This window comes from Sphingomonas morindae (assembly GCF_023822065.1).
GTDB lineage: Bacteria > Pseudomonadota > Alphaproteobacteria > Sphingomonadales > Sphingomonadaceae > Solisphingomonas > Solisphingomonas morindae.
This window is the reverse complement of the sequence record NZ_CP084930.1, coordinates 112,048-137,777: the sequence shown is the minus strand read 5'-3', so window position 1 is coordinate 137,777 and position 25,730 is coordinate 112,048. Positions and strand designations below refer to the sequence as shown.

The window sequence follows — 25,730 nt, the reverse complement described above, 5'->3', positions numbered from 1 at the left end:
TTCGCGGCCGGCTTGGCAAGCTCAGCCGGTCGCGGCGGCGCCTTGCCAGCCGGCCAGATCGGCCACCGCGCGGGCGCTGAGCAGCGCCTTGCGATCCGCCTTGCGTGGCACGCCTTCGAGCGCGGGGAAAAGGCCGAAATTGACGTTCATCGGCTGGTAGAGATCGGCCTCGGCGCCGCCGGTGATATGGCCGAGCAGCGCGCCGAGCGCGGTGGTGGTGGGCGGCGGCGGCAGCGCGCCGCCGGCCAGCTCCGCTGCGGCGAAGCGGCCCGCGAGCAGGCCGATGGCCGCCGATTCGACATAGCCCTCGCAGCCGGTGATCTGGCCCGCGAAGCGGATATGCGGCCGGCTGCGCAGCCGCAGCGCGCCGTCCAGCAGCACGGGCGAGCGGATGAAGGTGTTGCGGTGCAGCCCGCCCAGCCGCGCGAACTCGGCCCGTTCCAGGCCGGGGATCATGCGGAACACGCGCACCTGCTCGGCATGTTTGAGCTTGGTCTGGAAGCCGACGATGTTCCACAGGCTGCCCAGCGCATTGTCCTGCCGCAGCTGAACCACCGCGTGCGGCCAGCGCCCGGTGCGCGGATCATCCAGGCCGACCGGCTTCATCGGCCCGTGGCGCAGCGTCTCGCGCCCGCGCGCGGCCATCACCTCGATCGGCATGCAGCCCTCGAAATAGGGCGTGTCGCGCTCCCACTCCTTGAACTCGGTCTTCTCGCCGGTCAGCAGCGCCTCGACAAAAGCCTCATATTGCTCCCGGTTCATCGGGCAATTGATGTAATCCTTGCCGTCGCCCTTGTTCCAGCGCGACTGGAACCAGCAAATGTCCATGTCGATGCTGTCGCGGTGGACGATCGGGGCGATGGCATCGAAGAAGGCGAGCTGGTCCTGGCCCGTCTCGGCGGCGATCGCCTCCGCGAGCGGCGCGGCGGTGAGCGGGCCGGTGGCGATGATGGCGGGGCCGTGCGGCAGCGCTTCCACGCGCTCGCGCACCAGGGTGATCCGCGGATGCGCCTCGATCGCCGCGGTCACCGCCTCGGCATAGCCGTCCCGGTCCACCGCCAGCGCCGAGCCGGCGGGGACGCGATGCTGATCGGCGCAGCGCAGGATCAGCGAGCCCAGCGCGCGCATCTCGGCGTGCAGCAGGCCGACCGCGTTGCGCTCCGCATCGTCGGAGCGGAAGCTGTTGGAGCAGACCAGCTCGGCCAGCCGATCGCTATGGTGCGCCGGCGTGGGGAGCAGGCCCCGCATTTCGGAGAGGCGGACGGTGAAGCCGGCTTCGGCCAGCTGCCACGCCGCCTCCGATCCCGCCAGCCCGCCGCCAATGACATGAATATTGTGCATCCCCCGCGCTTAGCCGAGCCGCCGCCGCCTGGGAACCGCGCAGCACCGGTCTCGTTCGGTGGGCACGCCGAGCAGGAGCCCGATCATGGCCATCACCACCGACCCGTCCGCGCCCACCGTCGCCGGCCTTGCGGGGCCGCCCAGCGCCTGGGGCTGGGTGGTGGCGAGCGGCGCGGTGCTGATCCTGGCCGGCCTCGCCGCGCTCGCCGCGCCGGGGGCCGCCAGCGTCGCGGTGACGCTGTTCCTCGGCTGGCTGCTGGTGATCGCGGGGGTGGCGGGCATCGTGATGGGGCTGCGCACGCGCCGCGCGCACCAGCGCTCGCTCGACCTTCTCTATGGCGGCGTGTCGCTGCTGGTGGGGCTGATCGCGGTGTTCAACCCGATCGCGGGAGCGGCCTCCTTCGCGCTCGCCTTCGCGCTGTGGCTAGGGCTGCGGGGCGTGTTCGAGCTGGTCGGCGCCAGCCGCAGCGCCGGGTCCCTGCGCACCGTGCTGATCCTCGCAGGCCTCGCCAATCTTCTGCTCGCGGTGCTGCTGATCGCCAATTTTCCCTATCCGGCGCTGACCGTGCTGGGCCTGTTCGTGGGGCTGAGCTTTCTGTTCAGCGGCGTCGTCAGCCTGCTCGCGGGATTTCAGCTGCGCCGGATCGCCCACAGCTAAGCGGCTGCGGGGGCTGGCCAGCTTCGTGCTTCTCCCCTATCTGCCGGCGCCGTGATGACGCCTGGCCTGCTCCTCCGCGCCGCCGCGCCCGCCGCCCTGCCCGATGGCCGTGTCGGGATCATCGATATCGGGTCCAACTCGATTCGCCTCGTCGTCTACGAGGGCGCCGGCCGCATCCCCGCCATCCTCTTCAACGAAAAAGTGATGGCGGGCCTCGGCAAGGGGCTGGCGACCACCGGCGCGCTCGATCCGGCGGCGATGGCGCGCGGCCTGTCGGCGCTCGCGCGCTTCCGGCTGCTCGCCGAGCGGATGCAGGTGGCGACGCTCCACGTCGTCGCCACGGCGGCCGTGCGCGATGCGGTGAATGGCGACGAATTCCTGGCGGGCGCCACGGCGCTGGGGCTCGAGGTGCGGCTGCTCTCGGGCGGCGAGGAGGCCGAGATGGCGGGCGAGGGCGTGCTCGCCGCCTTCCCCGATGCCGACGGCATCGTCGGCGATCTCGGCGGCGGAAGCCTCGAACTGGTGCGCGTGCGCGCCGGCGCGGTGCATGAGCGCGCCTCCTTCCCGCTGGGCGTGCTGCGCGTGGGGGCGATCCGCAAGCGCGGGCCGCGCGCGCTGCGCCAGGCGGTGCGCACCGCCTTTGCCCGATCGGGCTGGCGCGGCGCGGGCACGGGCCTGCCCTTCTACATGGTCGGCGGCTCGTGGCGCGCGCTGGCGCGGCTGGTGATGCACATCACGGGCTATCCGCTGCCGATCGTGCACGGCTTCACCATGCCGGTGGCGACCGCTGCCAATATCAAGCGCATCCTGGCGCGCGCCGACAAGGCCGCGCTCAAGGATGTGCAGGGCCTGTCCAACACCCGTGCCGCGACGCTGCCCGACGCCGCCGCGCTGCTCGCCGTGGTGGCGGGCGAGCTGGAGGTCTGCCAGCTGATCACCTCCGCCTATGGGCTGCGCGAGGGCGTGCTGCATCGCCATCTGCCGGGCGAGGTGCGCGGCCTCGATCCGCTGATCTGCGCGACGCGCGACGAGGGCAGTCGGCAGGGGCGTTTCCCGGAACATGGCGATCTGCTGGAGCGCTGGACCGCGCCGCTCTTCCTCGGCGAGAGCGCGGACGAGGCACGGTTGCGCCATGCCGCCTGTCTGCTCGCCGATGTCGGCTGGCGCGCCCATCCCGAATTCCGCGCCGAGCGGGGCGTCGAGACCGCGCTGCACGGCAATTGGGTGGGGGTGGACGCGCGCGGCCGGGCGATGATCGCGCAGGCGCTGTTCACCAGCTTCGGCGCCGCCGGCGTGGCGCCGGTGGTGAGCCAGCTCGCGACGCCGGCCGAACTGGAGGGCGCGATCCGCTGGGGGCTGGCGCTGCGGCTGGGCCAGCGCCTGTCGGGCGGCGTCGCCGGCCCGCTCAAGACGAGTGGCGTGGCCCTTGTCGAGGACCAGCTGGTGCTGCGCCTCGCGCCGGGCGATGCCGGCCTTTACGGCGAGGCGGTGGAGCGACGCCATCGCACGCTGGCGGCCGCCTTTGGCCGCCGCGCCGCGCTGCGCACCGGCTGAGCGCGCACCGGCCGGCTGGCCCGGTTCAGCCTTCCAGCCGCGTCATCTTGAGCTTGCCCGCCTTGACGGCGAAGCCGAGCCGGCCTTCCACCAGATCCAGCGCATCGCGGCCGAACTGCTCGAAGCGCCAGCCCGACAGGATCGAGAGCCCCTCCCGCCGGCCGGCGGCGAGCGCCTCCAGCTCGTCGCTCCGGGCGATCAGCCGCGCGGCGACATCCGTTTCCTTGGCGCGGATCTTGAGCAGCAGCTTGAGCAGATCGGCCACCAGCGCGCCATCCTTGCCGAGCCCCGGCTTGCGATCGTCGCGCGCGGGCATCTCGTCGTCGGCCAGCGGCGTGGCGGCCTCGAGCGCCCCCATCAGCCGGCCGCCGATATCATTGCCCGCCCAGCTCGCGGACAGGCCGCGCACCTTGGCGAGATCGGACTGGGCGCGCGGCGGGTTGCTGGCGAGATCGGCGAGCGTTTCGTCCTTCATGATGCGGCCGCGCGGCAGATCCTTGTTCTGCGCCTCGCGCTCGCGCCAGGCGGCGAGCGCCTTCAGCCGGCCGAGTACCTCGGGCTTGCGGCTGGGCACCTTGACGCGCTGCCAGGCAAGCTCGGGCTCGTTGACATAGCTGGCGGGATCGCCAAGCCGCTCCATCTCCTGGTCCAGCCACTGGCCGCGACCCGTTTTCTTCAGGCGTGCCAGCAATTTTGGGAAGATGCGCGCGAGGTGGGTGACATCGCCTATGGCGTAATCGATCTGCCGCTTGTCGAGCGGCCGGCGCGCCCAATCGGTGAAGCGGGCGCCCTTGTCGAGCTTCACGCCCGTCCAGCTTTCGACCAGGCTGGAATAGCCGACCTGCTCGCCCATGCCGAGCGCCATCGCCGCCACCTGGGTGTCGAACAGCGGATACGGGGTCTTGCCGGTGAGATTGTGCACGATCTCGAGATCCTGGCCGCCGGCGTGGAAGACCTTGAGGACCTCCTGATTGTCCACCATCAGCGCGAGCAGCGGCGCGAGATCGAGGCCGGGCGCCTTGGGATCGATCGCGGCGGCTTCCTTCTCGTCGGCGATCTGGATCAGGCACAGCTCCGGCCAATAGCTGTTCTCGCGCATGAATTCGGTATCGACCGCGACGAAGGGCGATTGGGCGAGGCGGTCGCAAAGCTCGGCAAGCGTGGCGCTGTCGGTGATGAGCGGGTGAATGTGCATGGCGCTCCTTTGGCACAGCGCGCGCGCTTGACAAAGCGTCGCTTGCCGCCGAAGCGCGCGCGTCTGTGGATACGAACACCGGCCCGGCGGATCGCGCGCCGCCTGCCGCCGGTGCGAGCAATAGAGAGATTGAGTGATGCACGCCTATCGCACCCATAATTGCGGCCAGCTGCGCGCCGGCGATGTCGGCCAGGCGGTCCGCCTGTCGGGCTGGGTGCATCGCAAGCGCGATCATGGCGGCGTGCTCTTCGTGGATCTTCGCGATCATTACGGCCTCACCCAGATCGTCGCCGACGCCGATAGCGAGGCCCTGAAGGCGCTGGAGACGATCCGCGTCGAGAGCGTGGTGACGATCGACGGCGTGGTCGAGGCGCGCGCCGCCGAGGCGGCCAACGCCAATCTCGCCACCGGCGCGATCGAGGTGCGCGCCCGCGCCGTGACGATCCAGTCGGCGGCGCAGGAACTGCCCATGCCGGTCGCGGGCGAGGCGGACTATCCCGAGGATATCCGCCTGCGCTACCGCTATCTCGATCTCCGCCGCGAGCGGCTCCACCGCAATATCCAGCTGCGCTCGCACGTGATCGCCAGCGTGCGGCGGCGGATGATCGATCAGGGCTTCACCGAATTCCAGACGCCGATCCTCACCGCCTCCTCGCCCGAGGGCGCGCGCGATTATCTGGTGCCGAGCCGCGTTCATCCGGGCAAATTCTACGCGCTGCCGCAGGCGCCGCAGATGTTCAAGCAGCTGCTGATGGTGGCCGGCTTCGACCGCTATTTCCAGATCGCCCCCTGTTTCCGCGACGAGGATGCGCGCGCCGATCGCAGCCCCGGCGAATTCTACCAGCTCGATTTCGAGATGAGCTTCGTCACCCAGGAGGATGTGTTCGCGGCGATCGAGCCCGTGCTGCACGGCCTGTTCGAGGAATTCGCCGATTTCGACGGCAAGGGCCGCCAGGTCTCGCCGCTGCCCTTCCGCCGCATTCCGTACAAGGACTCGATGCTGCGCTACGGCAACGACAAGCCCGACCTGCGCAATCCGATCCTGATCTCGGACGTGTCCGATCTGTTCCGCGGCTCGGGCTTTGGCCGCTTCGCCGCGATCGTCGAGGGCGGCGACGTGGTGCGGGCAATCCCGGCGCCGGGCACCGCCGAGAAGAGCCGCAAATTCTTCGACGACATGAACAGCTGGGCGCAATCGGAAGGCTTTGCGGGGCTGGGCTACGCCACCCGCAAGGGCGGCGAATGGGGCGGCCCGATCGCCAAGAATCATGGCGAGGCGGGCATGGCGGCGATCGCCGAGGCGCTTGGCCTGGGGCCGGACGACGGCGTCTTCTTCGCGGCCGGCAAGGCGGCGCAGGCGGCCAAGCTGGCGGGGCTGGCGCGGACCCGGGTAGGCGAGCAGCTCGGGCTGATCGATCCCAAGCGCTTCGAATTCTGCTGGATCGTCGATTTCCCGATGTATGAATATGACGAAGAGGCGAAGAAGATCGACTTCAGCCACAATCCCTTCTCCATGCCGCAGGGCGGGATCGAGGCGCTGGAGACGCAGGATCCGCTGTCGATCCTCGCCTATCAGTACGATATCGTGTGCAACGGCGTGGAGCTTTCCTCCGGCGCGATCCGCAACCATCGGCCGGACATCATGTACAAGGCGTTCGAGATCGCCGGGTACAGCCGCGAGGAGGTGGATACCGAGTTTGCGGGGATGATCGGCGCCTTCAAATTCGGGGCGCCGCCGCATGGCGGCTCCGCGCCAGGGATCGATCGCATCGTCATGCTGCTGGCGGACGAGCCCAATATTCGCGAGGTGATCGTCTTCCCGATGACGCAGAAGGCCGAGGATCTGATGATGGGCGCGCCCGCGCATGTCCGGCCCAAGCAGCTGCGCGAGCTGAACATTCGCGTGGTGGAGCCGGGCAAGGCCTGACGCCCCCGCGGCGCGGGGGGCGGGCGCGGGGATCGTCTCGGCGCGCTTGCTTAAGGTTAACGTCTCTTGATGGGACTGACCGTGCGCGCGCCGGCTCGCCGCGCCGGCCGGCTGCGCTTAGCTGTCGGCCATGATGTTCAATCTGGCCGATTTCGAGCGAGGCGCCCAGTTTGGCGGCGAATATCGCGAGGAGCTTTCCGCGTTGCAGGCGCGGCTGCGGCGCGTCCAGCGCGCGCATGGCCTGCATCGCCGCCGCACGGTGATCCTGGCCGAGGGGCCGGACGAGGCCGATCGCGAGGGCGTGATCCGGCGCATCACCGAGGCGTGCGACATGCGCCACGCCAGCGCCTTCCAGATCCGCGCCGCCACCGCCGAGGAGCGGGCGCATCATTATCTCGCCCGCTTCTGGGCGCGGCTGCCGGGCGATGGCCGGCTCCATCTGTTCGATCGCAGCTGGTACGGGCGGGTGCTCGGCGAGCGGCTGGACGGGCTCGCCCAGCCGCTGCTGCGCCGCGCCTATGACGAGATCAACGAGTTCGAGGCGCAGCAGACCGACAGCGGCACGCTGCTGATCAAGCTCTACCTGCATCTGTCGGCGGCGGAGCAGGATCGCCGCATCGCCTGCCGGATCGACGATCCGTGGGAGCAGGCACGGCTGACCCCGGACATGCTGCGCGCGCGCGAGCGCCGCGTCGATCATGGCCGCGCGGTGGAAGAGATGCTCGCCTTCACCCATACGCGCTGGGCGCCCTGGACGGTGATCGATGCCGGTCACGCCCCCTCGGGCCAGCTCACCGCGCTGCGCCATGTGGTGGAGCGGCTGGAGGCGGTGGTGCCTTCCGCCCCGCCCGAGGCCGATCCGCTGCTGATCGCGCGGGCGCGCGCCATGCTGGCGGACGCTCAGGGATAGGCGATCGCCACCACCTCATATTCGCGCTCGCCGCCGGGCGAAAGGACGCGGCGGAGATCCCCGGTGGCGGCGCCGCGCAGCGCGCGCGCCAGCGGCGAGTGCCAGCTGATCCGGCCGGCGCCGGCATCCGCCTCGTCCTCGCCGACGAGCGTCACCACGCGCGCGCGATCCTCCTCGTCGACGATGGTGACGGTGGCGCCGAAAAAGACGCGGCCGCGCTCGACCTGGCGCGCCGGATCGACCACCTGCGCCTTGGCCATCTTCTTGGACAGGCGGTCGAGCGTGCGGTCGATCTCGCGCAGGCGCTTGCGGCCGTAGATATAGTCGCCATTCTCCGAGCGATCGCCATTGCCGGCGGCCCAGGAGATGGTTTCCACCAGCGCCGGCCGTTCGGTCTCGAACAGGCGCTGATATTCGGCGCGCATCGCCGCGAAGCCGGCGGGCGTGATGTAATTGGGACGGTCCATCAGCCGGGGGTGGTCTTGCCGAGATAATAAGAGAGGCGGTTGGTCAGCGGCTGGCCCGCGCGGCCGGGGGCGATGCTGTCATAGACGACGGTGTTGGCCAGCACATTCTGGACATAGCCGCGCGTCTCGCTGAAGGGGATCGCCTCGATCCAGGCGACGACATCGGCGCCGGGCGCGCGCGGATCGCCATTCTGCGCGACCCAGCGGCGGACATTGCCGACGCCGGCATTGTACGCCGCCACCGCGAGCACGTAATTGCCCTGCTCCATGTCCATCACCCGGCCGAAATAGCCGATGCCCAGCGCCATATTGTAGGCGGGGTCGCTGGTGAGGCGGAGATAATCGTAGGAGAGGCCCGCCTTGCTCGCCTGCTCGCGCGCCGTGGCGGGCATGAGCTGCATCATGCCGCGCGCGCCCGCGCCCGAAACGGCGTTGCGGTCGAACTGGCTCTCCTGCCGCATGATGCCGTGGATGAAGCTGAAGTTGTTGGCGAGATCGGGTGGCACGGGAAGCGTGGGAAAGCCCGAGCGAACATAGTCGCTGCCATTGTCCGGCCGCGCGGCGCGCGCCGCCATCACGCCGAGATCGGGCCGGCCGAGCGTCTGCGCCAGCTCGGCGGCGAGCAGATGATTGGCGTTGGATTGTTCGGCGAGGCCGGCGACCGCGCGCAGGAAGACGCTCTGATCCGACCAATCGCCCAACTGGCCGAGGATGCGGGCGGCGCGCACCAGATCGTTGGACTCGAACGCGGCGCGATCCAGCGGGGAGACCAGCGCGGCGCTCGCCTGGGCCGGCGCGGGCACCGGCCGGCCGAGCCGCTCGAGCGCCAGCTGGCCGTAGAACTGATCGGGAAAGGCCGCCGCGTTCTGGAAATAGTCGTTCGCGGCGCTGGCATTGCCCGCCGCCACCGCGGCGCGGCCGGCCCAGTAATAGCCCTTGCTGCGCGAGCTGGGCGAGCGCGAGGCATCGGCATAGGCGCGGAACATGGTGATCGCGTCGGCCGGCCGGTTGAGCTGCTGCAGGGCGGTGAAGCCCGCGAGCCAGGCGAGGCTGGTATAATCGTCGCGCTGGCTGAACGGCAGCGCGCGCAGATCGGCGCCGGGCGCATAGGCGGCGGCGAACTGGGCGGCGATGCCATAGGCCTGCGCCCAATTATGATCGGCCGCCGTGGAGCGCGCGAAGGTGAGCAGCGTCTCCATATAGCGTTCGGGATCATAGGGCGGCGCGTCCAGCCGATGGGGCTGGGCAAGCTCGAAGCGGGCGACCGGCTCCTGCATCGTGTCGCGCAGCCATTGCGCGCGATCGACGAGATAGCCCGCATCCTGCGCCGCCGCCGCGCCCGCCGCGACGCCGAGCGTGGGCGCATCGGGCGATTTGAGCTGATAGGCGAGGCGGGCCTGGTAGAGCGCGCGGCGCGCCGGGCTCACATAGGCGAGCTGGCGCTGCGCGGCGACCACGGCGCGCGTCCAGAGCAGCCGCTCCATCCGCGCATCCTGATCGGCCTGGGTCAGCGTCGCCCACCAGCGCGCCGTCAGCCGCCCCTCGTCGGTGGTGGAGAGGCCGGCGAGCGTCCAGGCGCGGCGCGCGGCGGCCTGCGCCTCGGCGGCGCGGCCGCGCGCGTAGAGCGCCTCGGCGAGGCGCAGCGCGGCGGTGCCGCTTTGCGGCGGGAAGCGGGTGAGGAAGGCGATGACCGAATCGGGCGGGGTGACATCGGCCTGGATCGCCGACTCGGCGGCGCGCCGCATGCGCGATTCGCCGGGCCAGCCGGGATGGGCCAGGAGGAAATTGGCGTATTCCTGAAAGAGCAGCCCGTCCGACTGCTGCAGCCGGCGCCACGCCACCAGCCCCTCGGCCACCGGATCGGTGGCGATGCCGGCGCTGGCGGCATAGGGCGGGGCATAGCCGCCGGGCGGCGCCAGCGGCGCCGCGGGGGCTGCCGCCACGGGGCTCGCGCCGGCCAGGCCCAGCTGCGCGCGATACCATGCAAGTTGTTGGGGCGAGAGGCTTGCGGCCGCCGCTGCGGCTGCGAGGAGGAGCGGAGACACGCTAAGCATGAGGGGGCGATGCAGTAAGCTGGACAGAATGCCAACCCGCTCCGTATCAGGCGCTGCAAATCGCCGACGCTCAGCCATGGCGGGATCATGCCGCACGGGCGCGAAGGCGTGAAGGAGCTACGTATGTTTTCGGGTTCGATCCCCGCCCTGGTGACGCCGTTTCGCGACGGCGCGTTCGATGAGGAGGCGTTCCGCGCCCATGTCGACTGGCAGATCGCCGAGGGCTCGTCGGCGCTCGTGCCGTGCGGCACCACCGGCGAATCGGCCACCATGTCGATCGAGGAACATGATCGGGTGGTGGCGGTGTGCGTGGAGCAGGCGGGCGGCCGGGTGCCGGTGATCGCCGGCTGCGGATCGAACGACACGCAGGTGGCGCTCGGTCACATGAAGCGCGCGCAGGCGGCGGGCGCGGCGGCGGCGCTGGTGGTGCTGCCCTATTACAACCGGCCGAACCAGGAGGGCGTCTACGCGCATTTCGCCGCGCTGGCGGAGGGCTGCGATCTGCCGATCCTCGTCTACAACGTCCCCGCCCGCACCGTGACCGACATCAGCGTGGCGACGCTGGCGCGGCTGGCGGCGCTGCCCGGCATCATCGGCATCAAGGACGCGACCGGGGCGCTGGCGCGCGTGGCGGCGCAGCGGCTCGAGTGCGGGGCGGACTTCTGCCAGCTTTCGGGCAATGACGATCTTGCGCTCGGCTTCAACGCGATGGGCGGGGTGGGGTGCATTTCGGTGACGGCTAATGTCGCGCCGCGCCTGTGCGCCGACTTCCAGGCGGCCTGCGCCGAAGACCGCTGGGGCGATGCGCTGGCCTTGCAGGATCGGCTGTTCCCGCTCCACGCCGCGCTGTTCGCCGATGCCTCGCCCGGGCCGACCAAATATGCGCTCGGCCGGCTGCGGCCCGGCTTTCCCCAGGCGCTGCGCCTGCCGATGACGCCGGCGGGCGCCGCCGCGCGGACGGCGGTGGATGCCGCGCTCGCCCATGCCCTGCTGATCTGACGCGATGGCCCGTCCGCGCCCCGTCGAATTCGACAAGAAGAAGGTCGTCGCCGAGAATCGGCGCGCGCGCTTCGAATATTTCCTGGAGGATTTCTTCGAGGCCGGCATCGCGCTGACCGGCACCGAGGTGAAGTCGCTCCGCTTCGGCGAGGGATCGATCGCGGAGAGCTATGCCGAGATCAAGGACGATCAGGTGAACCTGATCAACGCCAACATTCCCGAGTTCAGCCACGGCAACCGCTTCAACCACGAGCCCAAGCGTCCGCGCAAATTGCTGCTGCACGTGCGCGAGATCGACAAGCTGCGCAACGGCGTGTCCCGCGAGGGCATGACGCTGATCCCGCTGTCCATCTACTTCAACGGCCGCGGCCGCGCCAAGGTCGAGCTTGCGCTCGCCAAGGGCAAGAAGCTGCACGACAAGCGCGAGACGGTGAAGGATCGCGACTGGAAGCGCGAGCAGGCGCGCCTGCTGCGCGACCGGGGATGAGCCACCGCCGCCGCTTTCCACGGACGCCGTCCGGCGATACGATGGGCGCGCGCCCTGTAGGCGCGGTGGAGTTGCGTGCATGCCGGCCTGGCTCAGAGCCCGTTTCCCGTGCCGCCGCCCGCGCGGCGGCTGACCGATGGGGCAACCGCCCTCAATTGACGTGCGCAGCGCCATGGCGCGAAGACAGGGGATGCGCACGCTGACCCGCTCCGTGTCCGATGCTTCGCCCTTCGCCCAGCGGCTGGACGCCGGCCGCGTGATCGCGATCGGGGTGGCGCTGCTCGGCATCGCCTCGGCGGTGCTGATCGCGCAGGCGATCGGCAACTGGCATTTCGGCCTGGGCTTCCTGATCGGCTTCGGCGTGGTGATCGCGATCGCGCTGGTGGCGGGCCGCGCCTCGGGCCGGTCGCGGATCGCGCGTGGCGGCGATACCGATCGCGCGCTGATCCGCGCCGCGCTCGACATCGGGCAGGAGCCGGTGGCGATCACCGATCGTGCCGGCCGGCTGCTGTTCGCCAACCGCGCCTATCTCGACCGCTTCGGGCCGAGCGCGGTGCCGCCGGACATGCCGGGGCTGGCGGTGGAGAGTGAGGCGATCGCCGATGTCGGCACCGAGGCGTGGCGCGACGGCGCCGCCGAGATGCTGATGGGGCCGACGGGCATCCGGCTTTCGGCGCAGCGCGTCGGCACCGGCGAGGATCATCTCCTGTGGCGCGTATCGGACGGACGCGGCGGCCTGCGCGACCAGGCCGCGGCGCTGATCGGCGGCGGCTTTGGCGACCGGCTGGGCCGGGTGGGGCTGATGGTGGCGCTGGCCGACGAGCGCGGCCGGGTGCTGGCCGCCAACCGCGTGTTCGCGGCGCGCGCGCTGGGCGCGGCGGGCGCGTCCGTGGAGGGGCGCGACTTCACGGCGCTGCTCGGCCAGACCGAGCAGGGCGCGCTCCGCTTCGCCCGCGAGGAGGGGCGCGATCCGCTGCGGCTGCTGCACGTGCCGCTGGAGGGCGACGATGCCGCGCGCGGCGCCGCGCTGATGCTGCTGTTCGACGATCCCGGCGATCCCAGCGCGCTCGCCGCCGCCGCCGCGACCAAGCCGTCCGACGTCTACGATCTGCTCGGCATGCTGCCGCTGGGCCTCGCGCTGGTCGACCGCGACGGCCGCTTCCTGTTCCTCAACGCCGCCTTCGCGCGCGCGGCGGGCATCGCCGAGGAGGAGCGGCCCATCTATCCCGGCGATCTCGTCGTCAAGGAGGACAAGGCGGCGGTGGCGGACGCGGTGCGCCGCTTCGCCGGCTCCAAGCCGCCCACCGCGCTGGCGGGGCAGAGCCCGATCCTCTCGGGCGACATCGCGGTGCGGCTGGCGCGGCGGCCCGAGGAGGCGGTGTCGCTCACCGTCGCCTCCGCGCGCGGCCTGGGGCCGGCGGCGGTGCTGCTGAGCCTCAAGGATTCGGGCGAGGAGACGCGGCTCAAGCGGCAGGTGAACCAGGCCAACAAGATGCAGGCGGTGGGCCAGCTCGCCGGTGGCATCGCGCACGATTTCAACAACATCCTGACCGCGCTGATCGGCCATTGCGATCTCATGCTGATGCGCCACACGCCCGGCGACAGCGATTATGACGATATCCACCAGATCCGCCACAATGCCAATCGCGCGGCCGGGCTGACGCGGCAGCTGCTCGCCTTTTCGCGCCAGCAGACGCTGCGGCCGCAGACGCTGCAGCTGCCCGATGTCGTGTCCGAAGTGTCCAACCTGCTCAAGCGGCTGCTGGGCGACAAGACGCATCTCGAGATCAGCCATGGCCGCGCGCTGGGGGCGGTGCGCGCCGATCCCGGCCAGCTGGAGCAGGTGATCGTCAATCTCGCGGTGAACGCGCGCGACGCCATGCCCGATGGCGGCACGATCACGGTGCGGACCTATAGCGTATCCGCCGCCGAGGTGCGGCGGCTGGGATCCGACATCCTCCCGATCGGCGACTATACCGCGCTTTCGGTGACCGACACCGGCACCGGCATCGCGCCCGCCGACCTGCCCAAGATCTTCGAGCCCTTCTTCACCACCAAAGAGGTGGGCAAGGGCACCGGGCTGGGACTGTCGACCGTCTATGGCATCGTCAAACAGTCGGGCGGCTTCATCTTCGCCGATTCCGAGCTGGGGCGCGGCACCTCCTTCGTCATCTACCTGCCCGTGTTCGAGGGGGCGGCGGCGCCCGAGGCGGTGGTGGAGCGCGACAAGCCGGCGCCGGCGCTGTGGGGCTCGGGATCGATCCTGGTGGTGGAGGACGAGGACATGGTGCGCTCGGTGGCGGAGCGCGCGCTCACCCGCCAGGGCTATCAGGTGCGCACCGCCGCCAATGGCGAGGAGGGGCTGGAGGTGCTGGCGCAGGTGACCGCCGAGGGCGGCCATTTCGACCTGCTCATCTCCGACGTGATGATGCCGAGCATGGACGGGCCGACCATGGCGGGGCTGGCGCGCGAGCGTTTTCCGCGCCTGCCTGTCCTATTCATGTCCGGCTATGCCGAGGAACAGCTGCGAAAATCCATCAGCCTGGAGAATATTTCGTTTCTTCCCAAGCCCTTCTCCGTGCAGCAACTGGCGGAGGCGGCGCGCGACGCGCTCGGCCGGAGCGAGGCGAGATAGGGCTTGTGGCGGCCCGGCGGGCAGGGCATGGCGGGCGCATGACTGCATCCCGTTCCATCCTCATCATCGAAGACGAAAGCCTCATCGCCATGATGCTCGAGGATTTTCTCGACAGCCTCGGCCATAGCATCGCGGGCACCGCCGAAACCGTGCCCGACGCGGTGGCGCGGATCGACGCGGGCGGCTTCGATCTGGCGATCCTCGACGTGCATCTGCGCGGCGGCGAGGCCTGCTGGCCGGCGGCCGACGCGCTGGCCGACCAGGGCATTCCCTTCCTGCTCGCGACCGGCGGCCATACCGAGCCGCCGCCCGCCCGCCATGCCGGCGCGCCGGTGCTGGCCAAGCCCTTCACCCTGTCCGATGTCGAGCGCGCGGTCGACGCGATCGGCTGAGCGCGCCCCGCCGGCCGGCGGCGGAGCGCGGCGACACCCCGGCTGAGAAAAATCCTCGCCTGCGGTGTTCCACACTTGTTCCGAGAGAACGAAAGCGATACATGCGGGGTAAGGCCCCCGCGCATCGACACCCGCGCCGTGGCCCTCTAAGCTCAGGAGGACGGCTGTGGCTGCATCACTCAAGATGGTTGGGGCGAACGGGGATATGATCGACAAGCTGGCGGCGTCCGACAGGCAGAAGGCGCTCGACGCCGCGCTCGCGCAGATCGACCGCGCCTTCGGCAAGGGCTCGGCGATGAAGCTCGGCTCGCGCGAGGCGATGCAGGTGGAGGCGATCTCCACCGGCTCGCTCGGGCTCGACATCGCGCTCGGCATCGGCGGCCTGCCGCGCGGCCGCATCGTCGAGATCTATGGGCCGGAAAGCTCGGGCAAGACGACGCTGGCGCTGCACGCCATCGCCGAGGCGCAGAAGATGGGCGGCACCGCCGCCTTCGTCGATGCCGAGCATGCGCTCGACCCCGTCTATGCCAAGAAGCTGGGCGTCAATATCGACGAGCTGATCGTCTCGCAGCCCGATACGGGCGAGCAGGCGCTGGAGATCACCGACACGCTGGTGCGCTCCAACGCGATCGACGTGCTGGTGGTCGATTCGGTGGCGGCGCTGGTGCCGCGCGCCGAGATCGAGGGCGAGATGGGCGACAGCCATGTCGGCCTGCAGGCGCGGCTGATGAGCCAGGCGCTGCGCAAGCTCACCGGCTCGATCAGCCGCTCGCGCTGCCTCGTGATCTTCATCAACCAGGTGCGCATGAAGATTGGCGTGATGTACGGCAATCCCGAGACGACGACGGGCGGCAACGCGCTGAAATTCTACGCCTCGGTCCGGCTCGACATCCGCCGCACCGGGCAGATCAAGGATCGCGACGATATCGTCGGCAACGCCACGCGCGTGAAGGTGGTGAAGAACAAGGTGGCGCCGCCGTTCAAGCAGGTCGAGTTCGACATCATGTATGGCGAGGGCGTGTCCAAGATCGGCGAGATCCTCGATCTCGGCGTCAAGGCGGGGCTGGTCGAGAAATCGGGCGCCTGGTTCAGCTATGACTCGACGCGGATCGGCCAGGGACGGGAAAACGCCAAGACCTTCCTGCGCGAGCATCCCGACATGGCCGAGAAGCTGGAGCGCGCCATTCGCGGCAAGACCGAAGGCCTGGGCGAGGCGATGATGGCCGGCCCCGAGGACGACGGCGCGGAGGACTGACGCGGTGACGCTCCGCCTCCATCATCTCGAGAATAGCCGCTCGCACCGGCTGATCTGGCTGATGGAGGAATTGGGCTTCGCCTATGAGGTGGTGCGCTATGCGCGCGACCCCAAGACGATGCTGGCGCCGCCCGCGCTGCGCCGCGTGCATCCGCTGGGCAAGGCGCCGCTGCTCCAGGATGGCGATCTGACGCTCGCCGAGACGGGCGCGATCGTGGAGTATCTGGTGGAGCGCGCGGGCGGCCGGCTCGGCGCGCCGGCGGAGCGGGCGGCGGCGCTGCGCTATCGGCATTTTCTCCATTATGCCGAGGGCTCGCTGATGCCGGTGCTGCTGGTGATGCTGGTGCTGCGCCGCGTGCCGCTGCTGGGGCGGGCGGCGGTCCGGCGGTTCCGGCCGATGGCGGCGGTGCATTTCGACTATGTCGAGGCGATGCTGGCCGACCGGCCCTGGTTCGCGGGCGCGGACTTCACCGCCGCCGACGTGATGATGAGCTTTCCGCTCGAGGCGGCGGTGCGTCGCGCCGGGCTGCTCCACGGCCGACCCCATATCGCCGACTGGCTGGCGCGGATCCATGCCCGCCCCGCCTATCAGGCCGCGCTCGAACGGGGCGGCGCCTATGCCTATGCCTGAGCGGCCCCGCTCCCGGGCGGCCCGGCCGCTTGAGGCCCGGCCGCCGCAGGCCCGGTCTCCGCAGGGCCGGCCCGGCGCCGGCGCGGGGGGCGGCCGGCCGAGCGGGGAGACGAGGATGGACGAGCGGCGTGGTGAAGATCCTGGCGGGCGGGCGGCGTCGCGCCCGAGCGGGGCGGCGGACAGGGGCGCGGAGCGGGTCGCGGAGCCGAGGCCGGCGGTGGCGGCCGCCGCCGCGCGCGGCGCGGGCCGGGCGGTATCGCCGGGGCGGCGCGGCGTGGTGACGGCCGGGCTGGCGCTGCTGGCCGGGGGCGGGCGCCTCGCCGCCGCGCCCGCCGCGCCGTCCGGGGCCGGCGCGCCGGCGGGGGCGGGCGCGGCGGCCGGGCCCGAGGATCTGGCCGAGGCGGATGCCGCCGGGCTGGCGCCGCTGCCCGGCCGCGCGGTGCCGATCAGCCCCGCCGAACATGGCGCGCGGATCGCCGCCGTGCAGCGCGCGATGCGGGGCCAGGGCGTCCGCGCGCTGCTGGTCGAGGCGGGCTCGTCGCTCACCTATTTCACGGGGGTGCGCTGGTTCCGCTCCGAGCGGCTGACCGCCGCGGTGATTCCGGCGGACGGGCCGGTGGCGATCGTCACGCCCTTTTTCGAGGCGCCCTCGGTGCGCGAGACGCTGGCCGTGCCCGCCGAGGTGCAGACCTGGCAGGAGGACGAGAATCCGCATGCGCTCGTCGCGCGGATGCTGCGCGCGCGCGGCGCCGCCGAGGGGCCGGTCGCGATCGAGGAGACGGTGCGCTTCTTCGCGGTCGACGGGCTGCGGACGGCGCTGCCGGGCGTGGCGCTGGTTTCGGGCGCGGGGCTGGTGCGCGGCTGCCGGATGCGCAAATCGCCCGCCGAGCTGGCGCTGATGCAGCGCGCGACCGACATCACCATCGCCGCCTATCGCCATGTCGTGCCGCGCGTCCGCGACGATATGACGCCCGAGACGATCGGCAAGGCGATGGACGCGGCGACCCGCGCGCTGGGCGGCGAGCCCGAGTTCAGCCTGGTGCTGATCGGCCCCGCGGCGGCGCTGCCCCATGGCTCGCACGCGCCGCAGCGCGTCCGCGCGGGCGCGATGGTGCTGATGGATTGCGGCTGCACCGTGCTCGGCTATCAGTCGGACGTGTCGCGCAGCTTCGTGCCCGGCGGCGCCAGCGCCCGGCAGCGCACGGTGTGGGAGGCGGTGGCGCGGGGCCAGCGCATCGCCTTCGCCGCCGCGCGGATCGGCGCGCCCGCGGGCAGCGTCGACGATGCCGTGCGCCGCTATTATGAGTCGCTCGGCTATGGCCCGGGCTATGGCCTGCCGGGGCTGTCGCACCGCACCGGCCATGGCATCGGGCTCGACGGGCATGAGCCGGTGAACCTCGTCCATGGCGAAACCACCCCGCTGGCGGCGGGCATGTGCTTCTCCGACGAGCCGGGCCTCTATCTGCCGGGCGAATTCGGCGTGCGGCTGGAGGATTGCTTCCACATGACCGAGACCGGCCCACGCTGGTTCTCCGAGCCGCCGCGCTCGATCGACGCGCCCGTCTAGCGCTGGGCGCGCGGAGGGGCGCGCGCTGCGGTGGCCTCGCACCGCACCGGCCATGGCATTGGCTCGACGGGCCTGCGCCGGTGACCCTCGTCCACGGCGAGACCATCCCGCTGGCGTCGGGCATGTGCTTCTCCGAAGAGCCGGGCCGGTTTCTGCCGGGTAAGTTCGGCGTGCGGCTCAAGGATGGCTTGCACATGAGCGGGACCGGCCCGCGCAGGTTCTCCGAGACGCCGCGCTCGATCGACGCGCCCGTCTAGCGCGGGGCGCGGGGGCGCGGGGCGGGAGGGCGCGCGCTGCGATCGCGGGCCATGGCCTTGGGGAGCCTCCCGGTGCAAAAGGCCTGATGCGCCTTCCGCCTTTTCTTCCCGCCCTGCTGCTCGCGCTGGCCTGGCCGGCGGCCGCGACCCAGGCAGCGACCGCGTGCAGCGCCGAGGTGCGGGCGGTCGATGACCAGTTTCGGCGGGCGATGATCGAGGGCGATGGTGAGGCGCTCGACCGCATCATCGCCGACGACGCGATTATCATCCACGGCCATCATGGTGGCGTCCAGGGCAAGCGCGGGCTGATCCGCAGCTTCCGCGCCTATCGCATAAGCCGCTATGATCGGACGCCGTTTCTGTGCCGGGTGGCGGGCGGAACCGCGATCCTCGTCTCCGCGACGGCGAAACGGGTCGGCGACAAAGAGGTGGCGGCGTCCACCACCGAGATTTTCATCCTGCGGACGCACCGCTGGCGGCTTCTGGTCCTGCAGAACACCGATCGCACGCCGGACTGACCCGCCGGATCGAGACGCAAGGCCCGCGTCTTGCGGCGGGAGCCGGGGGTTCATTCATAGAGGCGGACGGACCTTGGGCGCCCCCTGGCAGACATGGCGACCGGCCCGCGCTGCTTCTCCGAGCCGCCGCGCTCGATCGACGCGCCCGTCTAGCGGTTCAGTCCCGACGTCTGGCGGATCGGGCTGAGAAGGGAACGGTCGAGGTCCGACGTCGAATCTTGGCGATAGATCCATAGGGGGTGAGACCGCTGTGGGTTTTGAGCTGGCGGCGCGTTCAGCGGCAGCGCGCGTCATGCGCGATCGCCCTCTGGCTGGACGGACGGCGGCCTTGTCGTGGCGCCTCCATGACCCGCACGTCTCATGGATCGTCCGTACCGTCCAGCCATAGGCTCCCACCAGCGCAGCGGGACAAGCAGCTAGCGTCCGCGCCCGGTTTCCTGCTGAAGCGCGTCGATCCGCTTGGAGGCCTCGGCCTTGCTCAGGCCATCCTCGAACCCCTCATGCGCTTCTTCGCTCAACGTCTTGAGATAGCTCGCCTGTGCGCCCGTCATGGGCTCGTCGCCCGTGGTCCAGTCATCGGGATCCTTCTCCGCGTTGGAGCTAGGATGCGTCTTGGGATTTTGATCGTTCGTCATGATCACCTCCTGCCACCTTCAACCACTCCGTTCCCATTCCGTTCCCGTCCTTCTTCGGGACGGTCCGGGGTCCGCGGCGTTGCGGGCCCGGTGCGGCCATGCTAGGCGCCGCGCCATGCCGGATCGGCCGGGTCGCGACGTGCGCCTTAAGGTGATCCATTCAAGGCTTCGTCCCTGATGTCCGACCATAGTCCGACCGCTTCCTTTTCCCCGCCGACGCTGCCGCCGCTGCCCGAGGCGCCGGGCGACGAGGCGCTGCTGCCCCAGCTTGAGGAGGGCGAGCATCCGCATCAGGGGCTCGGCCGGCTCGCCATGGGCGCGATCGGCGTCGTGTTCGGCGATATCGGGACCAGCCCGATCTACGCCTTTCGCGAGACCTTCGCCGGCCACCACCAGCTCGCCCCCTCGCACTTTCATGTGCTGGGGGTGCTGAGCCTGATCTTCTGGTCGATGATGATCGTGGTGACGCTCAAATATGTCGCCATCATCATGCGCGCCGACAATAAGGGCGAGGGGGGCAGCCTGGCGCTGCTGGCGCTGGTGTCGCGCTCGCTCAGCGGCGCGCGCCGCTGGACGCGCGGGCTGGTGCTGCTCGGCGTCTTCGCCACGGCGCTGTTCTTCGGCGACAGCATGATCACGCCGGCCATGTCGGTGCTCTCGGCGGTGGAAGGCATCACCGTGGTGGAGGCGGGCTTTGGCCGCTTCGTGCTGCCGGCCTCGATCCTCATCCTGGTCGGCCTGTTCGCGCTCCAGGCGCGCGGCACGGCGCGGGTGGGCATGTTGTTCGGCCCGATCATGATCCTCTATTTCGGCGCGATCGCGGTGCTGGGGCTGGTCCATCTCGCGACCATGCCCGCGATCCTGCTGGCGCTGAGCCCGCACCATGCGCTCGCCTTCTTCCTGGCCGAGCCGCTGCGCGCCTTTCTCGCGATGGGCGCGGTGGTGCTGGCGGTGACGGGGGCGGAGGCGCTCTACGCGGATATGGGGCATTTCGGCCGGCGCCCGATCCGGCTCTCCTGGCTCTGGTTCGTGCTCCCCGCGCTGATGCTCAACTATCTGGGCCAGGGCGCGATGATCCTGTCGACGACCGGCGCGGCGCGGATGGCGATGATCCAATCGCCCTTCTTCCTGCTCGCGCCCGAGGCGCTGCGGCTGCCGCTGGTGGTGCTCGCCACCATGGCGGCGGTGATCGCGAGCCAGGCGGTGATCTCGGGCGCCTTCTCGGTGGCGCAGCAGGCGATCCAGCTGGGCTTCATGCCGCGCCTCAAGATCACCCATACCAGCGCCCAGGCGGCGGGGCAGATCTATATCCCGACGCTCAACTGGACCCTGATGGTGTTTGTGATCCTGCTGGTGTTCGGCTTCCGCACCTCGACCAATCTCGGCGCGGCCTATGGCATCGCCGTCACCGGCGCGATGCTGATCGATTCCTGCCTGCTCGCGGTGGTGCTGTTCACTTTGTGGCGCTGGAACATGGCGGTGGCGGGCCTGCTGATCGCCCTGTTCCTGACCGTCGACCTCGCCTATTTCGCCGCCAATCTCACCAAGGTGCCCGATGGCGGCTGGTTCCCGCTGCTGGTCGGCTTCATCGCCTTCACGCTGCTCACCACCTGGGCGCGGGGGCGGCAGCTGATGCTCAAGCGGCTCGCCGAGGTGGCGATGCCGATCAGCGTGTTCGTGAAATCGGCCGCGAGTTCGGCCGAGCGCGTGCCCGGCACCGCCGTGTTCATGACCACCGCGCAGGATGGCGCGCCCCATGCGCTGCTGCACAATCTGAAGCACAACAAGGTGCTGCACGAGCGGGTGATCCTGCTGACGGTGCGGATCGAGGACGTGCCCTATGTGCCGCAGGCCAAGCGCGTCGAGGTGAAGAGCTTCGGCCAGGGCTTCTATCGCATGATCGTCCATTACGGCTTCATGCAGGAGCCCGACGTGCCCGCCGCGCTGTCGGGCGTCACCGAACTCGGCGCGCCGCTGCGGATGATGGACACCAGCTTCTTCCTCGCGCGGCAGACGCTGATCGCCTCCGAGCGGCCGGGCATGGCGATCTGGCGCGAGAAGCTGTTCGCCTGGATGCTGCGCAACGCCGAAAGCGCGATGGAATTCTTCCGGCTGCCCTCCAATCGCGTGGTCGAGCTGGGCAGCCAGGTCGAGATCTGATGCGCGCCGCCGTGCTGCTGGCGGCCGGCGCCTCGAAACGCTGGGGCGCGGGCAACAAGCTGTTCGACCGGCGCGACGGCGCGCCGCTGCTGGCGCGCACGCTGGCGGTGGTGCGGCGCGCCGACGCGCAGCGGCTGATCATCGTGATCGGGTGGCAGCATGCGCGCGTGGCGCGGCTGGCGCGCGCCTGCGCGCCGCGCGCGCGGCTGGTGCGGGCGCGCGATCATGGCGAGGGCATGGGCGCCAGCCTGCGCGCCGCCGCCCGCGCGCTCTGGCCGATCGAGCGCGAGGTGCTGCTCTTCCTCGCCGATATGCCGGCGGTGGATCCGCGGGCGCCGCGCGGCGCGGGCGATCTGCTCCGCCCCGCCTGGCGCGGGCAGCCGGGCCATCCGGTGCTGCTGCGCGGCGCGGCGCGGCGGCGGCTGGGCGCGGCGCGCGGCGATCAGGGGCCGGGACGGGGCGGGGCGCGGCTGGTGCCCGGCGGGCGCGGCTGCGTGCGCGATTGCGATCGGCCGGGCCGCGCGCGATGACGGCGCCGATCATCGTCACCGCCCAGTTCGCCACCGCCGACCAGGCCTGGCTGGACGGGCTGCGCCGTGCCCATTTCCCGCCCGAGCGCAACCATCTCTCCGCGCATCTGACGCTGTTCCACCATCTGCCGCCGAGCCTGGCCGACGAACTGGACGGGCGGCTGCGCCGCGCGACGGCGGCGCCGCGCCCGGCCGCCACGATCGGGCCGCCCTGGTCGCTCGGCCGCGGGGTGGCGCTGCGCGTGGCGAGCGACGGGCTGGCCGCGATCCGCGCCGATCTTGCCGAGGCCTTTGCCGATGTGCTGCTGCCGCAGGACCGGGCGGGATGGCGCCCGCACGTGACCGTGCAGAACAAGGTCGATCCCGCCATCGCCCGCGCGCTGGCGGCGACGCTGGGCGAAGACGCCTGGCCGCGCCCGCTCGCCATCGCCGCGCTGGCGAGCTGGTGGTATCGCGGCGGCCCCTGGGAGCCGATCGCCCGCTACCGCTTCCGCTGAGCGGGCGCGAGAAGCGTCGCTTCAGTCGATCTGCCCGACGCCGTCGCAGCTGAGATCGAAGGCGGCGAGGCCGGCATCCAGATAATCGGCGAGCAGCGGCATGTCGAGAAGCTGGTCCAGCACCGGCTCGGCGTCCGGATCGCGCGCCTCTTCCAGCGCATCGTCCCATTCGGACGGATCATAGGTGCCGCGCCCGACCAGCGCGAGCGCGAGCAGCTCGATCTGCTGATCGTCGGCGAGATCGTCGATCGCGGCGCGCAGCTCGTCCTCGCTCGCCTCGTTCATATCGTCCTCGAGCATGTCATAGGCATCATCCGAATCGCTCGGATCCACCTCATCCTCGGGGCCGTTGGCGGGGACTTCCGCCTCCACCTCGCGGGCGCGCTGGATGATGCGGCAGATGAGGTCCAGCGGGGTATTGAGATCCATGATCGCGCCTCTTTTCACTCGGGGTTCGATGGGCCGAAACGAGATCGCGCGGGGGCGGTTCCGAAGGTGTTGACCGGCGCCCCGCCGCTGCCTATAGGCGCCCGACCGACGCGGCCCGCCGCGTCGCGAGCGCCATCGGCGATGGGGCGGAGTAGCTCAGCTGGTTAGAGCAGCGGAATCATAATCCGCGTGTCGGGGGTTCAAGTCCCTCCTCCGCTACCAACCACCCTAGGACGAACGTTCCCAGCACGTACCCGGGGAAACCCAAAGCCCAGATAATTCGATGGTTTGAGGGTCATTCAACATTCCCATCACGTCCCAGCGCGACCCACGTTGCATCGGGGTCGGTTCGGGGTCATAGATCCGGCCCTTGGTCGGAGCGTGACCCCAAGGGCCCTAATCGACCTCATTATCCGGAATGCAGCGCGGTGCCTGCAGCGATGTCAACATGGGTGAGGTAACGATGCCGTTTCGGAAACGCAGCTCGCGGCGCCTGTGAAGGTCATCCGCGAACTTGGTTATGCGGCTCGTCTGGCGCAGGCGTGCGACAGCAATGACCATTGCCTACCGCTACACAAGGGTCGTTACGAGTGGATTGTCCAAGAATACAAGAAGGGGTTCAAGGAGTCGATCACGACCGAGTCGATTTGGAATACTATAACGGCGAGATGAAGCCGCGCCTGATAAGAACGGCCGGCTGGCGCAAATCCTCGAGGCCGACCCGGTGTGGCTCTACAACGGCGTGGACCCGGTGATGCCGATGTGCGAGAAGCGCATCCACGGCGCGAACGCCTCGGCCGCCGTGAACCTGATCGCCGGCTTCATCCAGATGGACGGCGGCACGCCCGCGTTCCCGGACGAGGGCGACAAGCAGGCGCAGCAGGACGATGTCGAGCTGCACGCGATCATCAAGGGCGCCTCCTATCGGCTGCACGTCAGCCTTGGGCAGAGGAAGGGGAAGGCTGCACACTTCCCGGTGCCCGCGCGCCACGAGAACGTGATCGTGCTAGGCGTCGTTCGCGACGGCTTCTCGACCCAGGTGGTCGAAATCACGGCCGACATGATCGAAGAGCACGGAACGAAGCACGGCGGCTCGATCGATGTCGCCCTGACCAAGCTCGAGCCGATTGACAGCTTCGACCGCAGGCTATAGAGGCTCAAAGGAGCGACTGCTTTGAGGCTATCGTGAACGGCGGCCCTACGTTGGACATTCAGACCGACAATGGTCCGGTTCCTTCTACCGCGGAGGCGTTGGCGGCTGTTGCCTCCGCTTCGCCCGTTCTGCTGAAGCTCAAGCGATCGGCTACAGGGGCTGTTGACTCGTCCCTTCCGGCCGAAGTGCTGAACGTCGTTTGGGCGACAACTCAGTTCGGTGCAGATCCGACAGGCAGTGTGGACTCGACCGGCGCCATAGTGAACGCGGTCAATGCGCTTCCATACGGCGGCGAGGTGCGCCTTGGCCCAGGCACGTTCAAGGTATCCGACCTGCCCATTCTTCCCGATGGCGTGGTGTTGGTTGGCGACGGCACCTACGCAACCGTCCTCATCATCACAAGCGCGTCCGGCTCTGTCGCACCGGGTGCTGCCGGCGGCATCCGCAATATGCGTGTAACGTGTTCGGCAGGCTCTGATCGCACCTTGGCCCCGCTGGTCGACATACAGAAGAATGCTGGTTTCTGCGAAAACGTGGAATTTACCTCCTACACCAGTGCTGTTCGGGTCGGATCGGTTAAGGGAAATCTTGTTGTAAACCCTCGTATTGAGAACTGCCGGTTCAGTTCCTCGGTTGTAGGCGCCGGCACTGGGGCTATTTATCTCGCTAATTATGCTGATGCTACGGTGGCCCATTGCACCGTTACCGGGCCGTTAACTGGACCACAGCCCGACTATGGACTGCGGGTGCATAATGGCGACACTTTCCATGTGTTGGGCTGCAATATCACCAAGCATGGTGCCGCGCTTCTAATGGACTTGCCCGCCGGCACCAATAATTTCGCGACGCGAGTGACCTCGTCTCTTTTCGACAGTTCCGACACGATCAGCGGGAATGCGCAGGTATCGTCCGCTCAGATCACCCCTTCGGGCAGCGTCTGGGGGCTTACCCTGTCGAGTTCCTGGTTTGGGCTGAGCGCCCATAAGAGCGGCCTTACGATTGCGCCTGCGCCCGGGGGAACCGTTGACGGCGTCATTATTTGCGCCTGCGAGTTTCCTGGCAATGCCGACTGCGGGCTGCTTGTAGTCGGCGACAATGTCAAGAACGTGAACGTGGTCGGTGGCACCTCCTCCGGAAACACGTTTGGGCTCCGATTTGTGTCCACCAGTTATTTCACTGTGAGCGGTGGTCATATCGCCGGACCAGTGGCGGGCCGTGGCCCGAACAGGATCGGGATCAACATCGACGCGGGCCCCAGCGGAAACTACAGCATCGACCAGAGTGTGCTGTTGGCGGGCAACACCACGGCGCCCATGTTCGACGGCGGAACTGGTCCGAACAGGATGTCGCCTGTTAATCCGGGCGCCTTTCTTCTTGCATCCTTGAAAGGGGTGCAAGACGTTAACGGGGGCACGCCGCCGCCAGCTCCGTGCGTATATATCGACGGCGGCGTTGTGAAAGTGAGGCGGTCGTGAAGCT

At 69.8% G+C, this 25,730-nt stretch carries 24 protein-coding genes and 1 tRNA gene; 19 read left to right on the top strand and 6 right to left on the bottom strand.

Translation table 11 applies throughout. The features are described from left to right. Window positions 1-21 precede the first annotated feature (21 nt). Entirely contained in the window at window positions 22-1,341 is a 1,320-nt protein-coding gene (trmFO, locus tag LHA26_RS00640) for a methylenetetrahydrofolate--tRNA-(uracil(54)-C(5))-methyltransferase (FADH(2)-oxidizing) TrmFO (protein ID WP_252166831.1), read from the bottom strand. Window positions 1,342-1,426: 85 nt separating this feature from the next. Between trmFO and LHA26_RS00635 the strand changes: the two genes are divergently transcribed. Together LHA26_RS00635 and LHA26_RS00630 are read left to right on the top strand one after the other, a co-directional pair. Further along, window positions 1,427-1,999, top strand: a complete 573-nt coding sequence (locus tag LHA26_RS00635) for an HdeD family acid-resistance protein (protein WP_252166830.1) — start codon at window positions 1,427-1,429, stop codon at window positions 1,997-1,999. Window positions 2,000-2,053: 54 nt separating this feature from the next. Continuing rightward, complete coding sequence (locus LHA26_RS00630; protein ID WP_252166829.1) at window positions 2,054-3,553, top strand: Ppx/GppA family phosphatase; 1,500 nt, start codon at window positions 2,054-2,056, stop codon at window positions 3,551-3,553. A gap of 25 nt (window positions 3,554-3,578) precedes the next feature. Here the strand turns inward: LHA26_RS00630 and rnd are convergent, their stop codons facing one another. After that, entirely contained in the window at window positions 3,579-4,748 is a 1,170-nt protein-coding gene (rnd, locus tag LHA26_RS00625) for a ribonuclease D (protein WP_252166828.1), read from the bottom strand. Window positions 4,749-4,884: 136 nt separating this feature from the next. On the opposite strand from rnd, the gene aspS reads away from it, so the two are divergent. Together aspS and LHA26_RS00615 are read left to right on the top strand one after the other, a co-directional pair. Further along, entirely contained in the window at window positions 4,885-6,675 is a 1,791-nt protein-coding gene (gene aspS, locus LHA26_RS00620; protein ID WP_252166827.1) for an aspartate--tRNA ligase, read from the top strand. Window positions 6,676-6,805: 130 nt separating this feature from the next. After that, window positions 6,806-7,585, top strand: coding sequence for a polyphosphate kinase 2 family protein (locus LHA26_RS00615; RefSeq protein ID WP_252166826.1), 780 nt, complete (start codon window positions 6,806-6,808; stop codon window positions 7,583-7,585). Here the strand turns inward: LHA26_RS00615 and greB are convergent. Both greB and LHA26_RS00605 read right to left on the bottom strand, forming a co-directional pair. After that, complete coding sequence (gene greB / locus LHA26_RS00610; RefSeq protein ID WP_252166825.1) at window positions 7,576-8,052, bottom strand: transcription elongation factor GreB; 477 nt, start codon at window positions 8,050-8,052, stop codon at window positions 7,576-7,578. The genes LHA26_RS00615 and greB overlap by 10 nt on opposite strands. Further along, window positions 8,052-10,106: a lytic transglycosylase domain-containing protein gene (locus LHA26_RS00605; protein WP_252166824.1), complete on the bottom strand. Its 2,055-nt coding sequence runs from the start codon at window positions 10,104-10,106 to the stop codon at window positions 8,052-8,054. Before LHA26_RS00605 ends, greB begins: the two co-directional genes overlap by 1 nt. A gap of 123 nt (window positions 10,107-10,229) precedes the next feature. Between LHA26_RS00605 and dapA the strand changes: the two genes are divergently transcribed. The 9 genes from dapA (at window position 10,230) to LHA26_RS00560 (ending at window position 18,847) form a co-directional block, all read left to right on the top strand. Beyond that, window positions 10,230-11,105 (top strand): 4-hydroxy-tetrahydrodipicolinate synthase, encoded by an 876-nt coding sequence (gene dapA / locus LHA26_RS00600; RefSeq protein WP_252166823.1) that lies wholly within the window; start codon window positions 10,230-10,232, stop codon window positions 11,103-11,105. Between the two features lie 4 nt (window positions 11,106-11,109). Continuing rightward, on the top strand, window positions 11,110-11,592 hold the full coding sequence (gene smpB, locus LHA26_RS00595) for an SsrA-binding protein SmpB (RefSeq protein ID WP_252166822.1): 483 nt from the start codon (window positions 11,110-11,112) through the stop codon (window positions 11,590-11,592). Window positions 11,593-11,782: 190 nt separating this feature from the next. Further along, window positions 11,783-14,227: an ATP-binding protein gene (locus LHA26_RS00590; RefSeq protein ID WP_252166821.1), complete on the top strand. Its 2,445-nt coding sequence runs from the start codon at window positions 11,783-11,785 to the stop codon at window positions 14,225-14,227. Between the two features lie 38 nt (window positions 14,228-14,265). Then, window positions 14,266-14,619, top strand: coding sequence for a response regulator (locus tag LHA26_RS00585; protein WP_252166820.1), 354 nt, complete (start codon window positions 14,266-14,268; stop codon window positions 14,617-14,619). Between the two features lie 205 nt (window positions 14,620-14,824). Further along, window positions 14,825-15,874, top strand: a complete 1,050-nt coding sequence (recA, locus tag LHA26_RS00580) for a recombinase RecA (protein ID WP_252166819.1) — start codon at window positions 14,825-14,827, stop codon at window positions 15,872-15,874. A 4-nt stretch (window positions 15,875-15,878) separates the two neighbouring features. Then, complete coding sequence (locus tag LHA26_RS00575; protein ID WP_252166818.1) at window positions 15,879-16,505, top strand: glutathione S-transferase family protein; 627 nt, start codon at window positions 15,879-15,881, stop codon at window positions 16,503-16,505. A gap of 115 nt (window positions 16,506-16,620) precedes the next feature. Beyond that, on the top strand, window positions 16,621-18,072 hold the full coding sequence (locus LHA26_RS00570) for a M24 family metallopeptidase (RefSeq protein WP_252166817.1): 1,452 nt from the start codon (window positions 16,621-16,623) through the stop codon (window positions 18,070-18,072). Window positions 18,073-18,152: 80 nt separating this feature from the next. After that, window positions 18,153-18,329, top strand: coding sequence for a hypothetical protein (locus LHA26_RS00565; RefSeq protein WP_252166816.1), 177 nt, complete (start codon window positions 18,153-18,155; stop codon window positions 18,327-18,329). 86 nt (window positions 18,330-18,415) lie between these two features. Beyond that, window positions 18,416-18,847, top strand: a complete 432-nt coding sequence (locus LHA26_RS00560) for a nuclear transport factor 2 family protein (protein WP_252166815.1) — start codon at window positions 18,416-18,418, stop codon at window positions 18,845-18,847. 416 nt (window positions 18,848-19,263) lie between these two features. On the opposite strand, the gene LHA26_RS00555 is transcribed toward LHA26_RS00560, so the two are convergent. After that, a complete protein-coding gene (locus LHA26_RS00555) occupies window positions 19,264-19,482 on the bottom strand; it encodes a DUF3072 domain-containing protein (protein ID WP_252166814.1) in 219 nt (72 codons plus the stop codon). 177 nt (window positions 19,483-19,659) lie between these two features. Between LHA26_RS00555 and LHA26_RS00550 the strand changes: the two genes are divergently transcribed. The 3 genes from LHA26_RS00550 to LHA26_RS00540 are packed head-to-tail and all read left to right on the top strand — an operon-like array spanning window position 19,660 to window position 22,669. Next, window positions 19,660-21,642, top strand: a complete 1,983-nt coding sequence (locus LHA26_RS00550) for a potassium transporter Kup (RefSeq protein ID WP_252166813.1) — start codon at window positions 19,660-19,662, stop codon at window positions 21,640-21,642. Then, window positions 21,642-22,172: an NTP transferase domain-containing protein gene (locus tag LHA26_RS00545; protein WP_252166812.1), complete on the top strand. Its 531-nt coding sequence runs from the start codon at window positions 21,642-21,644 to the stop codon at window positions 22,170-22,172. The genes LHA26_RS00550 and LHA26_RS00545 overlap by 1 nt, the downstream gene beginning before the upstream one ends. Further along, window positions 22,169-22,669 carry a 2'-5' RNA ligase family protein gene (locus LHA26_RS00540; RefSeq protein ID WP_252166811.1) on the top strand — a complete coding sequence of 167 codons (501 nt, stop codon included), beginning with the start codon at window positions 22,169-22,171 and terminating at the stop codon, window positions 22,667-22,669. The genes LHA26_RS00545 and LHA26_RS00540 overlap by 4 nt, the downstream gene beginning before the upstream one ends. Before the next feature lie 21 nt (window positions 22,670-22,690). Here the strand turns inward: LHA26_RS00540 and LHA26_RS00535 are convergent, their stop codons facing one another. Continuing rightward, on the bottom strand, window positions 22,691-23,098 hold the full coding sequence (locus tag LHA26_RS00535; protein ID WP_252166810.1) for a DUF3775 domain-containing protein: 408 nt from the start codon (window positions 23,096-23,098) through the stop codon (window positions 22,691-22,693). A gap of 145 nt (window positions 23,099-23,243) precedes the next feature. Here LHA26_RS00535 and LHA26_RS00530 point away from each other — a divergent pair. The 3 genes from LHA26_RS00530 to LHA26_RS00520 all read left to right on the top strand — a co-directional run bounded on the left by LHA26_RS00530 (window position 23,244) and on the right by LHA26_RS00520 (window position 25,726). Next, a tRNA-Met gene (locus tag LHA26_RS00530) sits at window positions 23,244-23,320 on the top strand. A 502-nt stretch (window positions 23,321-23,822) separates the two neighbouring features. After that, window positions 23,823-24,251 (top strand): hypothetical protein, encoded by a 429-nt coding sequence (locus LHA26_RS00525; protein WP_252166809.1) that lies wholly within the window; start codon window positions 23,823-23,825, stop codon window positions 24,249-24,251. A 50-nt stretch (window positions 24,252-24,301) separates the two neighbouring features. Next, on the top strand, window positions 24,302-25,726 hold the full coding sequence (locus tag LHA26_RS00520) for a glycosyl hydrolase family 28-related protein (RefSeq protein WP_252166808.1): 1,425 nt from the start codon (window positions 24,302-24,304) through the stop codon (window positions 25,724-25,726). The last annotated feature ends 4 nt before the right edge of the window (window positions 25,727-25,730 follow it).